Origin of the sequence: Streptomyces sp. NPDC127177 (assembly GCF_042672475.1) — a bacterium.
Lineage (GTDB): Bacteria > Actinomycetota > Actinomycetes > Streptomycetales > Streptomycetaceae > Streptomyces.
This window is the reverse complement of record NZ_JBHXUW010000060.1, coordinates 16,295-32,515: the sequence shown is the minus strand read 5'-3', so window position 1 is coordinate 32,515 and position 16,221 is coordinate 16,295. Positions and strand designations below refer to the sequence as shown.

The window sequence follows — 16,221 nt, the reverse complement described above, 5'->3', positions numbered from 1 at the left end:
TGCGAGGGGAACGGGCCCCTGTCAGGAATCCGTCGACCGGCCGAGCTCGTTGTCGATGAATGCGAGGATCTCCTCGGCACTCGCCGCCTCGATCCGTTCGGTGACGACCGGTGTGCCGGTCAGCGGGGCGGGGCCTTCCCACCTGACGAGCAGCTGGCGGAGCCGGCCTGCGACTCCGGTCCTGGTGACCTCGTCGATGTCGCCCTCGCTGAGCGCGGCCTCCAGCCGGTCGAGCGCGGACAGCGGTGAGGCCTGTGTTGCGGGGGCTTCCGTGTCGAAGAGGGCCGATGCCAGATGGCGGGCGACGGCGACCGGTGTGGGGTGGTCGAACACCAGGGTCGCGGCCAGGCGTACGCCCGTGGAAGCGGCGAGCCTGGTGCGCAGTTCCACGGCCATGAGCGAGTCGAAGCCGAGCCGGCTGAAGTCCCGGTCGCCCTCGACCGCGTCCGGGCCGCTGTGTCCGAGGACGGTGGCGGTGTCGGCGCGTACCAGCTCCACCAGAGCTGTCTCCCGCTCGGTGGCGTCCAGCCTCTCCAGGCGCTCCGTCAGGCCGTCCGCGCGGCTCCGGGCTGCGGCGGTGCGGCGTCCGGTCGATGCCGGTCCGCGCAGGATGGCGGGGGCGCCGGTGGCCGGACCCGTTCCGGTTCCGGGCCGCGTGGCCACGACGAGTGCGTCGTGCCGGGCCGTCGCGGCGTCGAACAGGGCCAGGCCCTGTTCGGCCGAGAGCGTGGCGTGGCCGGAGCGGAGCATGCGTCGCTGGTCGGTGCCGCTCAGTGTGCTGGTCAGTCCGCTGGACTGGTCCCAGGGTCCCCAGGCCAGGGACACGGCGGGCAGGCCCAGAGCGGTGCGATGGGCGGCCAGCGCGTCCAGGAACGTGTTGGCGGCCGCGTAGTTGCCCTGGCCCGGCCCCCCGGTCACCCCGGCGACCGAGGAGTACAGGACGAACGCCGCCGGTTCGTGGCCGGCGTCCCGGACCGCTTCGTGCAGCCACCAGGCCGCGTCCGCCTTGGGGCGCAGTGCCCGGTCCAGGAGAGCGGGGGTCAGGGTACCGATCGTGGCATCGGCGAGCACGCCCGCCGTGTGGACCACCGCGGTCAGCGGGTGTTCCGCGGGTACCGCGGCCAGCAGCGCGTCGAGCGCCGCCCGGTCGGACACGTCGCAGGCGGTGACGGTCACCTCGGCGCCGAGCGCGGACAGTTCGGTCCGCAGCTCCTGGGCGCCGGGGGCGCCGGGGCCGCGCCGGCCGACGAGCAGCAGGTGTTTCATGCCGTGGGCGGTCACCAGGTGCCTGGCGAGGGCGCTGCCGAGGCCGCCGGTGCCGCCGGTGATGAGCACCGTGCCGTCCCGGTCCCAGGCCCGGTCCACGGGCGGCTCGGCGGCGCTATCTGGCAGCTTCGCCAGCCGTGCCACGCGCACGGTGCCCGCACGCAGTGCCGCCTGGGATTCCCCGGCGTCCAGAAGTCCGGGGAGGGCGGCGAACGCCGCACCGGCCGCGCCGGGCCCCGAATCGCCGAGGTCGAGCAGGAAGAAGCTTCCGGGCTCCTCCAGCTGGGCGGAGCGGACCAGCCCCCAGACGGGGGCGGCCCCGAGGTCGGTCACGCCCTCGCTGTCCACGGCGACCGCGCCGTGGGTCACGAACACCAGGGTCGCGTCGTGGGTCCGGGGGTCGGTGGACCAGGTGCGGAGCAGATCGAGCGCGGCGGTGGTCGTGGTGCGCAGCGCCTCCGGGAGGTCGCCGTCGCCCGTGAGCGGGGCCAGGACGACGTCCGGGAAGGGGCCGTCGGCGTCGAAGAGGTCGGTCAGGGATCCGCAGTGTGCGACTGATGCGTCCTTCAGCCCGTCGGCCGTGCCGTCCGTGTCCGTGCCCAGGACCGCCCACCGCAGCCCGGCGGGCGAAGCGGACTCCGTCGGAGCGGGCACGGCCTCCCAGGCGACTCCGAGCAGCGGGGTGGCGGGCCCCGCGGCCCTGTCCGCCGACCCGGACGCACCCTGACGGGGTGTCAGGGAGGTGACCGTGAGCACCGGTTCGCCTGCCACGTCCACGGCTTCCAGTGACACGGTGCCCTGTCCGACGGTTGTCAGGCGCACCCGCAGGGCGGTGGCGGCCGCCGCGTGCAGGTTCAGACCGTGCCAGTCGGCCACGTCACCCGTACCGCTCGTGTCGCTGTCGAGCAGTCCCGCCGCCCGGACAGCCGCGTCCAGGAGGCCGGGGTGCAGTGTGAACGCCCCGTCCCGGTCCGCTTCCTCGGGGAGGGCGATCTCCGCGAACACCGCTCCGTCCAGGCGCCAGGCGGCCTGTGTGCCGCCCCGGCCGTGCGCGGTGTCCCGCTCGAACGGGACGGGTACGGCGCCCGCGGGGGGCCAGAGGGAGGTGTCGAACTCCGCCCCCGGCGGGGGCGTCGTCGCACCCGGGAGCAGGGTCCCGGTGGCGTGCCGGGTCCAGATCAGGTCCGCCGCCCCCTCGGGGCGGGCGTACACGTCCAGGGGCCGGCGGCCCTCCTCGTCCGCGGCGCCGACCTGTACCTGGATCCGGACCGCGCCCTGGTCGGGCACGAACACCGGCTCGTCCAGGACGAGTTCCTCGACCAGGGCGCAGCCGGCCTCGTCCCCGGCACGTACCGCAAGCTCGGCCAGCGCCGAGGCGGGCAGCGTCACGGTCCCGTCCGGTGACCGGTGGGCGGCCAGCCAGGGCGTCGACTGAAGCGACAGCCGGCCCGTCAGGACCACATCGCCGGATCCCGCCATCGTCGTGGCCGCGCTCAGCAGCGGGTGTCCCGCCGCCACCAGGCCGAGGCCGGAGGCATCCGCCGTCCTGCCCGCCGTCGCCCGGGGCCAGTAGCGCTCACGCTGGAAGGCGTACGTCGGCAGCTCGACGCGCCGTGCGCCGGTGCCCGCCAGGACCGCGGTCCAGTCGGCCGCGACACCGTGCGCGTGCAGCTGGGCCAGCGCGGAGAGGGCCGTCTGTTCCTCGGGCCTGTCCTTGCGCAGGAACGGCACCACCAGGGCGTCGTCCGCGACGGACGTGCGGACCATGGCGGACAGCACCGCGGCCGGACCCAGTTCCAGGAAGCGGCCCACGCCCCGGGCCGCCAGGCTGCGTACGCCGTCGGCGAAGCGGACCGCGTCGCGGACGTGCCGCACCCAGTAGTCGGCGGAGCCCATCTCCCCGTTCTCGGCCGTCGCGCCCGTCACGTTCGAGACGACCGGTATGCGCGGCGCGTGGTAGGTGATCTTCTCTGCGACCCGGCGGAACCCTTCCAGCATCGGGTCCATCAGCGGCGAGTGGAACGCGTGGCTCACCGGCAGCCGGCTCGTCCGGTGTCCACCGGCCGCCAGGTGCTCGACGGCCTTCGCCACCCGGTCCTCGTCGCCGGAGATCACCAGCGAGGTGGGCCCGTTGACCGCGGCGATCGCCAGACGGTCGCAGAGCAGCGGGCGCACCTCGCTCTCCGCGGCCTCCACGGCGGCCATGGCACCGCCCTCGGGCAGCGCCTCCATCAGCCGGGCCCGCGCGAGGACCAGCCGGGCCGCGTCCTCCAGGGAGAACACCCCCGCCACGTGCGCCGCCGCGATCTCACCGATCGAGTGGCCGCCGACGAAGTCCGGGGTGATCCCCCACGACTCCACCAGCCGGAACAGGGCCACCTCGAGCGCGAAGAGAGCGGGCTGGGTGAAGGCCGTGCGGTTGAGCGCCTCGGCGTCCTCGCCCCAGATCACGTCACGCAGTGGGCGGTCCGAGCCGTCGTCCAGATGGGACAGTACGGAGTCGAGGGCATCGGCGAAGACCGGGAAGCGGGAGTACAGCTCCCGGCCGGCTCCGAGCCGTTGGGAGCCCTGGCCGGGGAAGAGCACGGCCGTCGCGCCCTCCGCCGCGACTGCCCTGGCGACAAGCCGCGCGGGCGCCCCGGCGCGGTCGGCCGGCGCGAGCAGCACCGCCCGGTGCTCGAAGTGGGACCGGCTCTCGGCCAGCGAGAGACCGATGTCGGCCGGGGAGAGCCCGGGGCGCTCGGCGACGAAGGACCGCAGCCGGTCCAGCTGTGCGTCGAGCGCGGCTTCCGTCCTGGCCGATACCGGCCAGGGCACGACGGCGGGTACGGCCTGCGGAGCTTCCTCGGCGAGGGGGCCGGTCTCCACCGGCGCCTGCTCAAGGATCACGTGCGCGTTGGTACCGCTGATACCGAAGGACGAGACACCCGCCCTGCGGGCGCGGCCGGTCTCCGGCCAGGCGCGCGGCTCCGTCAGCAACTCCACCGCTCCGGAACCCCAGTTGATCCGGGTGGAGGGCTCGCTGACGTGCAGGGTCCGGGGCAGGCTGCCGTGCCGGAGCGCGAGGACCGTCTTGAGGACCCCCGCCACACCGGCGGCGGCCTGGGTGTGGCCGAGGTTGGACTTCACCGAACCGAGCAGCAGGGGCAGCTCCGGGTCCCGGTCCCGGCCGTAGGCGGCGAGGAGGGCTCCGGCTTCGATGGGGTCGCCCAGCGTGGTTCCGGTGCCGTGGGCCTCGACCGCGTCCACGTCGGCCGGCGTGAGACCACCGCTGGCCAGCGCCTGGCGGATCACCCGCTGCTGGGAGGGGCCGTTGGGCGCGGTGAGCCCGTTCGACGCACCGTCCTGGTTGATGGCGGAACCACGCAGGACCGCGAGGACCTCGTGGCCGTTGCGCCGGGCGTCGGAGAGCCGCTCGACGACGATCACGCCGACGCCCTCGGACCAGCCGGTGCCGTCGGCCGAGTCGGAGAACGCCTTGCAGCGCCCGTCGGCGGCGAGCCCGCCCTGGCGGGTGAATCCGGCGAAGCTCGTGGCCGTGGACATCACGGTGACTCCGCCGACCAGCGCCAGGGAGCACTCGTCCGCGCGGAGCGCCTGGGCTGCCCAGTGCAGGGCCACCAGGGAGGAGGAGCAGGCGGTGTCGACGGTGACGGCAGGGCCCTCGAACCCGAAGGCGTAGGAGATCCGGCCGGAGATGACGCTGGCGGCGAGACCCGTGCCGGCGTGGCCCTCGACGTCCTCGTCGGCGCCGAGGATCAGTCCGGCGTAGTCCTGCCCGTTGGTGCCGACGAACACTCCGGTCCGGCTGCCGCGCAGCGCGGCCGGGTCGGTCCCGGTGCGCTCGAACGCCTCCCACGAGGTCTCCAGCAGCAGCCGCTGCTGGGGATCCATGGCCAGCGCCTCACGAGGCGAGATGTCGAAGAATCCCGGGTCGAAGTCGGCGGCCTCGTAGAGGAATCCGCCCTCGTGCGTCGCGCTGCGGCCCTGGCCGGCACCCGCGAGGACGTCGAGGTCCCAGCCACGGTCCGTGGGGAACTCCGCGATGCCGTCGCGGTCTTCGGCGAGCAGCTGCCACAGGTCCTCGGGCGAGCGCACCCCGCCGGGGAAGCGGCAGGCCATGCCGACGATGACGACCGGGTCGTCGGTGAGCGCGGTGGCCGCGGGGACGGCGGCGGCCGGGCCGCTGTGCTCGACGCCCGCCCCGGAGAGTTCCGCGACGATCTCCGCGAGGAGGTGACGGGCGAGCGCCTGCGGGTTCGGGTAGTCGAACACCAGGCTCGCCGGGAGCTCCAGGCCGGTCAGTTCCGTGAGCCGGTTGCTGAGCTCGACCGCGGTCAGTGAGTCGAATCCGAGGTCACGGAAGGCCTTGTCGGCCTTGATCGTGTCTGCTTCGGCGTGTCCGAGTACGGCTGCCGCCCCGGTCCGGACGAGGCCCAGCAGCACGGCGGTCTGTTCGGCCTCGGTGGTTCCGCGGAGGCGCTCCCGGAGCCCCGCGGCGGCCGTTGAGCTCGCGTTGCGCGTCTCGTGTACGGCGGCCAGGGCCTTGCGGGCCTCGGGCAGCCCGGACAGCAGGGGGCTCGGGCGCAGGGAGAGCAGAGCGTGGAGCAGGTCCGGCTGTTGGAGGTCGGCGAGGACGACGGTCGGCTCCGGCTCCACGACGACGCGCAGGAGAGCGGTGACGGCCTGCTCGGGGTCCAGGGTCCGGGCGTGGTGCCCGCCCCGTGCCGGGCTGTCCGCCATGCCGCTGCCGCCCCAGGCGCCCCAGGCGATCGAGGTCGCCGGCAGGCCCAGCGACCGGCGCTGCTCGGCGATCGCGTCGAGGAGAGCGTTGGCTGCCGCGTAGTTGGCCTGCCCCGGGTTGCCGACGGCGCCGGCGACGGAGGAGAACAGGGCGAAGACGGAGAGGCCGAGGTCCCGGGTCAGTTCGTCGAGGAGCAGGGCGGAGGCGACCTTCGAGCGGAAGACCGCCTCGAACCGGTCGGCCGTCAGCCCGGCCAGCACCCCGTCGTCGAGTACGCCGGCCGCGTGCACCACACCCGTCAGCGGGGCGTCCTCGGGGACGGCGGCGAGCACCCGCGCCAGCTGGTCCCGGTCGGCCGCGTCGCAAGCGGTGAGTGTGACCTGGGTACCCAGGTCGGTGAGTTCGCTCCGCAGTTCCTCGGCGCCGGGGGCCTCGGGGCCACGACGGCTGAGGAGTACGAGGTGTTCCGCTCCCTCGCTCGCCAGCCGGCGGGCGACATGGGCGCCGAGTGCGCCCGTCCCGCCGGTGATGAGCACCGTGCCGGTGGGCCGCCACCTGTCCTCGGCGGCGGCCGTGCTCTCGGCGGCGGGTGCGGCCACCATCCTGCGGCCGAAGACGCCCGAGGCGCGGACCGCTGTCTGGTCCTCGCCGTCACCGGCCCGACCGGCCAGTACGGCCACGAGGCGCCGTACGGACCGCTCGTCCAGCTCTTCGGGCAGGTCGGCCAGCCCGCCCCACTGCCGGGGGTGTTCGAGCGCCGCTACCCTGCCGAGCCCCCATACGGCGGCCTGTGCGGGGGCGGCGGGCGGCTCGGAGCGGCCGGTGGAGACCGCGCCGCGGGTGATGGTCCACAGCGGCGCCGTGATGCCGGCGTCGCCGAGGGCGCGGAGGAGGCCGACGGTGGCGGTGAGACCTGCCGGGACCCCCGCGGGGCCGGCCGAGTCGTCGAGTGCCAGGAGCGACAGCACGCCCGTGAGGTCGGCGGGGGCCGCCTCGGTGAGGCGGTCGACGAGGGTGTCCGGGTCGGCGTCCACGCGCACGGCGGCCGGGCCGAGCGCGCTGATGAGTGAGGCCACCCAGGTCTCGGCCGTGCCCGCCGGGGGCGCCAGCACGAGCCAGGTGCCGGTGAGGGAGCCCGCGGCGCCGCTGACGGTCAGTGGCTTCCAGGTCTGCCGGTAGCGCCACGCGTCCATGGCCGTACGGGCCTTGTGCCGGGTGCGCCACGAGGAGAGTGCGGGCAGCACGGCTCCGAGCGAGGCTCCGTCCACGTCCAGGCCCGACGCGAGCGATTCCAGGTCCTCACGTTCGACGGCGGCCCAGAACTCCGCGTCGACCGGATCGCCGCCGTCGGCGGGTGCGGCCGCGACCACCTCGGGCCAGAACCTCTCCCGCTGGAAGGCGTACGTCGGCAGATCGACCTGCTGGGCGCCCGTACCGGCGAAGGCCGGCGTCCAGTCGACATCGGCCCCCGCCACGTGCAGCCGGGCGAGGGCGGTGAGCAGCGCCGCCTCCTCGTCCCGCCCCTTGCGCAGCACGGGGACCACCACGGTGGAGGCGGGCACCGAATCGCGGGCCATCGCACAGAGCACTCCGTCGGGACCGAGCTCCAGGAAGGCGGTCGCGCCGTGATCGGTGAGTGCACGTACGCCGTCGGCGAAGCGGACGGTCTCGCGGACGTGCCGCACCCAGTAGTCCGGCGAGCACAGCTCGTCCGCGGTGGCGAGCAGACCCGTCAGGTTCGAGACGACAGGAATGCGCGGGGCCTCGAACGACAGTCCCTCCACCACACCGCGGAACTCGTCCAGCATCGGGTCCATCAGCGGGGAGTGGAACGCGTGCGACACCCTCAACCGGGTCGTCCTGCGCCCCGAATCCGCCAGTCGCGCGGCAACCTTCAGGACGGCGTCCTCGTCACCCGACACGACCACCGAGGCCGGCCCGTTGACCGCGGCGATCGACACGCCGTCGGAGAGCAGCGGAAGGACCTCCTCCTCCGTCGCCTGCAACGCGACCATCGCACCACCCACCGGCAACGCCCGCATCAGGGAGGCACGCGCCACCACCAGGCGGGCAGCGTTCTCCAGCGAGAACACCCCGGCCACATGGGCTGCGGCGATCTCGCCGATCGAATGACCGGCCACGAAGTCGGGCTTCACACCCCACGACTCCACCAGCCGGAACAGCGCCACCTCGACCGCGAACAGGGCCGGCTGAGTGAAACCGGTGTCGTTCAGCAGCTCCGCGTCGTCGCCCCACATCACCTCACGCAGGGACGGCACCGACAGCGCATCGAGCGCCGCGTCGAAAGCCTCGGCGAACGCCGGGAAGCGGCCGTGGAGTTCACGGCCCATCCCGATGCGCTGGCTGCCCTGGCCCGAGAACAGGAACGCCGTCGACTGCTCGGACGCCGCTCCCACGGCCGCGTCCTCGATGCCCTCGCTGGTCGCCAGGAGCACCGCGCGGTGCTCGAAGAGCGACCGGCCGGTGGTGAGCGAGTGACCGATGTCCGCCGCCGAGGACCCTTGGTGCGCCCGCGCGAAGGCGCGGATGCGCTGGATCTGCCCCGCCAGTGCGGCTTCGCTCTTGGCCGCCACGAGCCACGGCACGATGCCGGGAACGATCCCGGGTACGTCCTCGGCGGCGTCGGGCGTCGGTCCCGCCTGCTCCAGGACCACGTGCGCGTTCGTCCCGCTGATCCCGAAGGACGACACGCCCGCCCGGCGGGCGCGCCCCGTCTCCGGCCACACCGTGTTGTCGTCCAGCAGCCGCACAGCACCCGCCGACCAGTCGACGTGGCTCGAGGGCTCGGTGAGGTGCAGCGTCCTCGGGAGGGTCCCGTGCCGCAGCGCCATCACCATCTTGACCAGACCCGCCGCACCCGCGGCGGCCTGGGTGTGGCCGATGTTGGACTTCACCGAGCCGAGCAGCAGGGGAAGTTCCTGGTCCCGGTCCTGGCCGTAGGTGGCGAGCAGGGCCTGGGCCTCGATCGGGTCACCGAGCGGGGTGCCGGTGCCGTGGGCCTCCACCGCGTCGACGTCGGCCGGGGAGAGCCCGGCGTTGGCGAGTGCCTGCCGGATCACCCGCTGCTGCGCGGGCCCGTTCGGGGCCGTCAGGCCGTTGGACGCGCCGTCCTGGTTGACCGCGGAGCCCCGGACCACGGCCAGGACCGTGTGGCCGTTGCGCCGTGCGTCCGACAGCCGTTCCACGACCAGCACGGCCGCGCCCTCGGACCAGCCGGTTCCGTCCGCGGAGTCGGAGAAGGCCTTGCAGCGTCCGTCGCCCGCGAGCCCTCCCATCCGGGAGAAGCCGGCGAAGTTGGCGGAGGTGGTCATCACCGTCACTCCGCCGGCGAGGGCGAGTGTGCACTCGCCGCTGCGCAGGGCCTGAGCCGCGAGGTGCAGCGAGACGAGTGAGGACGAGCAGGCGGTGTCCACCGACATCGCCGGGCCTTCCAGGCCGAGCGCGTAGGCGAGCCGGCCGGAGACGACGCTGACCGCGAGACCTGTGGTGGCGTGGCCCGCCACGTCGTCCTTCGCCCGCATCACCAGGCCGGCGTAGTCCTGGCCGCTGACGCCCATGAACACGCCGGTGCGGCTGCCCCGCAGGGTGGCCGGGTCGATACCCGCCCGCTCGGCCGCCTCCCAGGAGACTTCGAGGAGAACGCGCTGCTGCGGGTCCATCGCGATGGCCTCACGCGGCGAGATGCCGAAGAAGCCGGCGTCGAAGTCGGCGACGTCGCGGAGGAATCCGCCCTGGCCCTCCAGCGCGCCGATGGCGGAGTCGGCCTGCCAGCCCCGGTCGTCGGGAAAGCCCGAGATGGCGTCGCCGCCGGACAGCACGAGGTCCCAGAGCCCCTCCGGTGACTCCACTCCCCCGGGGAAACGGCAGCTCATGCCGACGATCGCGACCGGGTCGTCGGTGGTACCGGAGTCGTCGTGCGATTCGCGCACGGCCGCCGTCGCGATGGTGTCGTCGCCCACCAGTTCGTCGAGCAGGAAGTCCGCGAGCCGGGCCGGTGTGGGGTAGTCGAAGATCAGGGTGGCCGGCAGCGTGAGTCCGGTGGCGGTCGCCAGCCGGTTGCGCAGTTCGACAGCGGTCAGTGAGTCGAACCCGAGCTGGCGGAACTCGCGTTCCACGGCGATGGCCTCGGGCGAGGAGTGTGCCAGCACCACCGCTGCCTCGGCGCGGACGAGTTCGGTGAGCAGCCGGGGCCGCTCGTCCTCGTGCAGTGCGGCCAGCTTCTCGACGAGTCCCGCGCGGGACGCTCCGGCGGCTCCGCTCTTGGCGGCGCGGCGTCCGCTCTTCACGAGTCCGCGCAGGAGGGCGGGGACTCCGGCCGAGGCGGGGATGGCGCCGCCCGAGATGGCGAGCGGCACGATCAGTGCCGAATCGCTCGCGAGTGCCGTGTCGAACAGGGCGAGGCCACGCTCCACGGAGAGGAGCGGCATGCCGGAGCCGCTGCTGACCCGGCGCACGTCCTGGTCCTCCAGTGTGCCGGTCATGCCGACGCCCTGCTCCCAGGCTCCCCAGGCAAGGGAGAGTCCCGGCAGTCCCAGTGAACGCCGGTGTGCGGCGAGTGCGTCGAGGAAGGTGTTGCCCGCCGCGTAGTTGGCCTGGCCGGGGCTGCCCATGACACCGGCGGTGGAGGAGTAGAGGACGAAGGCGGCCAGGTCGAGGTCCTGGGTGAGTTCGTGCAGGTTCCACGCCGCGTCGACCTTCGGCCGCAACACCCCCGCCAGCCGCTCCGAACTCAGCGAACCAACAACCCCGTCATCCAGCACACCCGCCGTATGAATCACCGCCGTCAACGGACGATCAGCCGGCACACCACCCAACAACCCCGCCAACGCCGCACGATCCGCAACATCACACGCCTCAACCGACACCGACGCACCCAACTCCGTCAGCTCATCCACCAACTCCGCAGCACCATCCGCACCAAGCCCACGCCGACTCGTGAGCAACAAATGACGCACCCCACCCTCAACCACCAGATGACGCGCCAACACACCACCCAGACCACCCGTACCACCAGTGATCAGAACCGTCCCCCCAGGACTCCACACCCGCGGCATCGTCAACACGATCTTGCCCACATGCCTGGCCATACTCATGAACCGGAACGCATCCCGCGCCCGCCGCACATCCCACGACCGCACAGGCAACGGCACCAACACCCCCCGCCCGAACAACTCCATCACCTCAACCAACATCCGCTGAATACCCTCGGGCTCCACCCACCCCAGATCAAACGCCCGATACTCCACACCCCCCGGCAGATCCCCCGCCTCACGAACATCGGTCTTCCCCATCTCCAGGAACCGACCACCCTCAACCAACAACCGCAAAGACGCATCCACGAACTCACCCGAAAGCGAATTCAGCACCACATCGACGCCACCCGCAACACCCGCAAACGCAGCCTCGAAATCCGTCGAACGCGACGACGCGATGTGATCATCCGCCACACCCAACGACCGCAGCACACCCCACTTCGACTCACTCGCCGTCGCGAACACCTCCGCACCCACATACCGCGCCACCTGCACAGCAGCCATCCCCACACCACCCGCACCGGCATGGATCAAAACCTTCTCCCCACGCCGCAACCCACCCAACTCCACCAACGCGTAATACGCCGTCAGGAACACCAGCGGCATCGACGCAGCAGACTCCCAGCTCCAGTCATCCGGGACGGTGGTCATCATGCGTTCGTCGCCCACGACATGGGTGCCGAAGCCTCCGAAGAGCATGCCCATGACCCGGTCGCCCACGTGCAGTTCGCTCACGTCGGGGCCGGTATCCACCACGACACCGGCCGCTTCCGAGCCGAACAGCCCGGCATCACCCGGGTACATGCCGAGGGCGTTGAGCACGTCGCGGAAGTTGACTCCGGCCGCCCGGACCTCGATGCGGACCTGGCGGCCCGTCAGGGGTTCGAGCACCTCGGGGAACGGAGCGAGGGTCAGCCCGTCCAGGCTGCCCTTGGCCCGGCTGCCGAGCCGCCACGGCCCCTCGGCCGGCGGCACCAGGCCCGTGCCCGACTCCAGCCGGGCGAGCCGGCCGACGCGCAGCGCACCCGCGCGGACCAGCGCCTGCGGTTCGTCGGCTTCCACCAGTCCCGGCAGTCCGGGCAGTACGGCGGCCGACTCGGCGGAGTCGTCGGTGTCGACCAGCAGGAAGCGCCCGGGGTTCTCCGCCTGGGCCGAACGCACCAGGCCCCAGACCGAGGCGGCGGCGACATCGGTCACGTCCTGAGTGGCGTCCTCGACCGCCCCTCGGGTGACGAACACCAGCCGCGAGCCGGCGAACCGCTCGTCGGCCAGCCACTCCTGTATCAACGCGAGTGTGCGGTCGGCGAGTTCATGGGCCGACTCCGCCGCGCGCACGGCGTCACCGCGCAGCGGGACGACGACGATTCCGGGCAGTTCCGCGTCGTCCCGGGCGGCCAGTTCGGTGAGGGTGGCGGCCGGGGCCGCCAGTGCGGCGGCGCCGGTCGACGCGAGGGCCTGGGTCAGGCCCAGTTCATCGGTGCCCAGTACCACCCAGGTGGTGTCCGCGGAGACCTTCTCCGGAGTCCCCGGTACCCAGTCGACGCGGAAGAGGGAGTTCAGCCCGTCGCGGCGGTCGTTGTCGGCCGCCTGCGGTCCTGCTGCCCGCAGGATCAGCGAGTCGACCGAGATCACCGGCTCGCCCTGGACGTCGACGGCGGCCAGCTGCACGGAGTCCTTGCCGTTGCTGGTCACCCGGACGCGCAGGGTGGAGGCGCCCGAGGCGTGCAGGGACACCCCGTTCCACGCGAAGGGCAGCAGGCTGCGGTCGTCGCCGTCCGCGCTGGCGAACACCGTGCTGTGCAGGACGGAGTCGAGCAGCGCCGGGTGCACCCCGAACTCGTTCGCGTCACCGACACCGCGGTCGAGTGCGACCTCGGCGAAGATCTCTTCTCCCCGTCGCCAGACGGCGCGCAGGCCCCGGAACACCGGTCCGTAGTCGAGCCCGTTGCTCTCGTAGCGGTCGTACAGGCCGTCGATGTCCACCACGGTGGCGCCCTTGGGCGGCCATACGGCAGCGTCGAAGTCGAGGACCCGCTCACCGCTGCCGATCCGCCCGGAGGCGTGCAGGGTCCACTCGTCGTCGTGCGCGTCCGTGGGACGGGAGTAGAAGCGCAGCTCGCGCCGGCCCTCCTCGTCCGCGCCACCGACGGAGATCTGCACCTGGACGGCGCCGGTGCGGGGCAGGATGAGCGGCGCGGCCAGCATCAGTTCCTCGACGCGGTCGCATCCGGCCTGGTCGGCCGCCCTGATGCCCAGTTCGAGGAACCCGGTGCCCGGGAAGAAGACCATGCCGCTGACGACGTGATCGGCGAGCCACGGATGGGTGGCCAGCGACAGTGTTCCGGTCAGCAGGAGTTCGTCGGAGCCCGCGACCGACATGGCGGCGCCGAGCAGCGGGTGGTCCGCCGATGTCAGCCCGAGGCCCGTGGCGTCGGCCGGCCGGAAGGTGGTCTTCGGCCAGAAGCGCTCGTGCTGGAAGGCATACGTCGGCAGGTCGATCTGCCGGGCACCGGTTCCGGCGAAGAACTCGGGCCAGTCCACCCGTACGCCCCGGACGTGGAGTTGGGCGAGTGCGGTGACCAGGGTCCGCTCCTCGGGCCGCTCCTTGCGCAGCGCGGGCACGGTGACCGCACCGTCCGGCACGGAGTCCTGGGCCATGGCCGACAGGACGCTGTCGGGTCCGAGCTCCAGGAACGTCGTCACCCCCTGCTCGGCCAACGTCCTCACACCGTCGGCGAACCGGACGGCCTCACGCACATGCCGCACCCAGTACTCCGGCGAGCACAACTCATCCGCGGTGGCGAGCAGACCCGTCAGGTTCGAGACGACAGGAATACCCGGAGCCTCGAACGACAGCCCCTCCACCACACCACGGAACTCATCCAGCATCGGGTCCATCAGCGGCGAGTGGAACGCATGCGACACCCGAAGACGCGTCGTCCTACGACCCAGCTCCGCCAACTGCGCGGCCACACTCAGGGCCGCAGCCTCCTCACCGGACACCACCACCGACGCCGGACCGTTGACCGCGGCGATCGACACACCATCCGCCAGCAACGGGACGACCTCGTCCTCCGAGGCCTGCACAGCGATCATCGCACCGCCCACAGGCAACGCCCGCATCAGCGACGCACGCGCCACCACCAAGGCACAGGCATCCTCCAACGAGAACACACCCGCCACATGAGCAGCAGCGATCTCACCGATCGAATGACCCGCCACAAAGTCCGGAACCACACCCCACGACTCCACCAACCGGAACAACGCCACCTCAACCGCGAACAACGCCGGCTGAGTGAAACCCGTGTCATTCAGCAGCTCCACGTCCTCACCCCACACCACCTCGCGCAAGGAAGGCACCGACGGAGCGAGCACATCGACCACCGCGTCAAACGCGGCGGCGAACACCGGGAAACGGCCGTGGAGTTCACGGCCCATCCCGATGCGCTGGCTGCCCTGACCCGAGAAGAGGAACGCGCTCTTCGGCCGCCCCGCGGCGGTGCTGCCCTCGACCACTCCGGGCGCCGCGCCGTTCCTGAGCCAGGCCTCCAGCGCCGCACGGCCGTCGCCGCCGTCCTCGTCGGCGAGGACGGCGAGGCGGTGTTCCATGCTCGCCCTGGACGTCGCCAGGGACAGCGCCAAGTCCACCGCGCGCAGAGCCGGTTCACTCTCCAGCCTGCTCAGCAGCACGGTCGCCTGATCACGCAGCGCCTCGGCGGTCCGCCCCGAGACCACCCAGGGCAGGGCACTCGCCCCGCGCACCGCATCGGTCCCGTCGGCGGGCGTCCCCCCGGTGGCGGCCGGCGCCTGCTCGACGATCACATGCGCGTTGGTCCCGCTGACTCCGAACGAGGAGACACCGGTACGGCGGGGGCGGCCCGCGTCGGGCCACTCACGTGCCTCGGTGAGCAGTTCGACCTTGCCCGCCGACCAGTCGACGTGCGAGGACGGTTCGTCCGCGTGGAGGGTCTTGGGCACCGTGCCGTGCCGCATGGCCATGACCATCTTGATCACGCCCGCGACCCCGGACGCGGCCTGGGTGTGCCCGATGTTGGATTTGACCGATCCGAGGAGCAGGGGGTGCTCGCGGTCCTGGCCATAGGCCGCCAGGAGGCTCTGCGCCTCGATCGGGTCGCCGAGCGGGGTGCCCGTGCCGTGCGCCTCCACGGCGTCGACGTCGGCCGGGGAGAGGCCGGCGTTGGCGAGTGCCTGCCGGATGACCCGCTGCTGCGAGGGTCCGTTGGGGGCGGTGAAGCCGTTGGACGCGCCGTCCTGGTTGACCGCGGAGCCCCGGATCACGGCGAGGACGGGGTGTCCGTTGCGTTCGGCGTCCGAGAGGCGCTCCAGCATCAGGACGCCCGCGCCCTCGGACCAGCCGGTGCCGTCGGCGTTCTCGGAGAACGCCTTGCAGCGGCCGTCCCTGGCGAGCCCGCCCTGCCGGCTGAACTCGATGAGCGAGCCGGGGGTGGACATCACGTTGACACCCCCGGCGAGCGCCAGGGTGCATTCCTGGTTGCGCAGGGACTGCACGGCCAGATGGAGCGCGACGAGGGACGACGAGCACGCGGTGTCGATGGTGACGGCCGGACCTTCGAGCCCGAGGGCGTACGAGAGCCTGCCGGACACGGCACTGGCGGCGATGCCGGTGCCGACGTCGCCGGTCGCGTCGTCGAGCGACCTGACCAGGAGGTAGGCGTAGTCCTGGCCGTTGGTGCCGATGAACGCACCCGTGCGCGTGCCACGCAGTCGGGTGGCGTCGATTCCGGAGCGTTCGATGGCCTCCCACGTGGTCTCCAGCAACAGACGCTGCTGGGGGTCCATGGTGGCGGCCTCGCGGGGTGAGATCCCGAAGAAGCCGGGGTCGAAGTCGGCGACGCAGTTGAGGAATCCGCCCTGCTGGCTGACCGAGGTGTCACGTGCGTCGGTGGTGCTGTCGCGCAACGCGTCCAGGTCCCAGCCACGGTCCGTGGGGAATCCGGAGATGGCGTCCGTGCCGGTGGCCACGAGTTCCCAGAGGGCCTCGGGGGAGTTGACGTCGCCGGGGAACCGGCAGCTCATTCCCACGATGGCGATGGGTTCCCGGGCCGCGGCGACGAACATCCTGTTCTGTCGCCGCAGCCGCTCCGACTCCTTCATCGCGGCGCGGAGCGCTTCCAC

General features: G+C 72.6%; 1 protein-coding gene. It reads right to left on the bottom strand.

What is annotated here, in order from left to right; genetic code table 11:
* Positions 1 to 21: 21 nt before the first annotated feature.
* Complete coding sequence (locus ACFVJX_RS29335; protein WP_385746156.1) at positions 22 to 16,221, bottom strand: type I polyketide synthase; 16,200 nt, start codon at positions 16,219 to 16,221, stop codon at positions 22 to 24.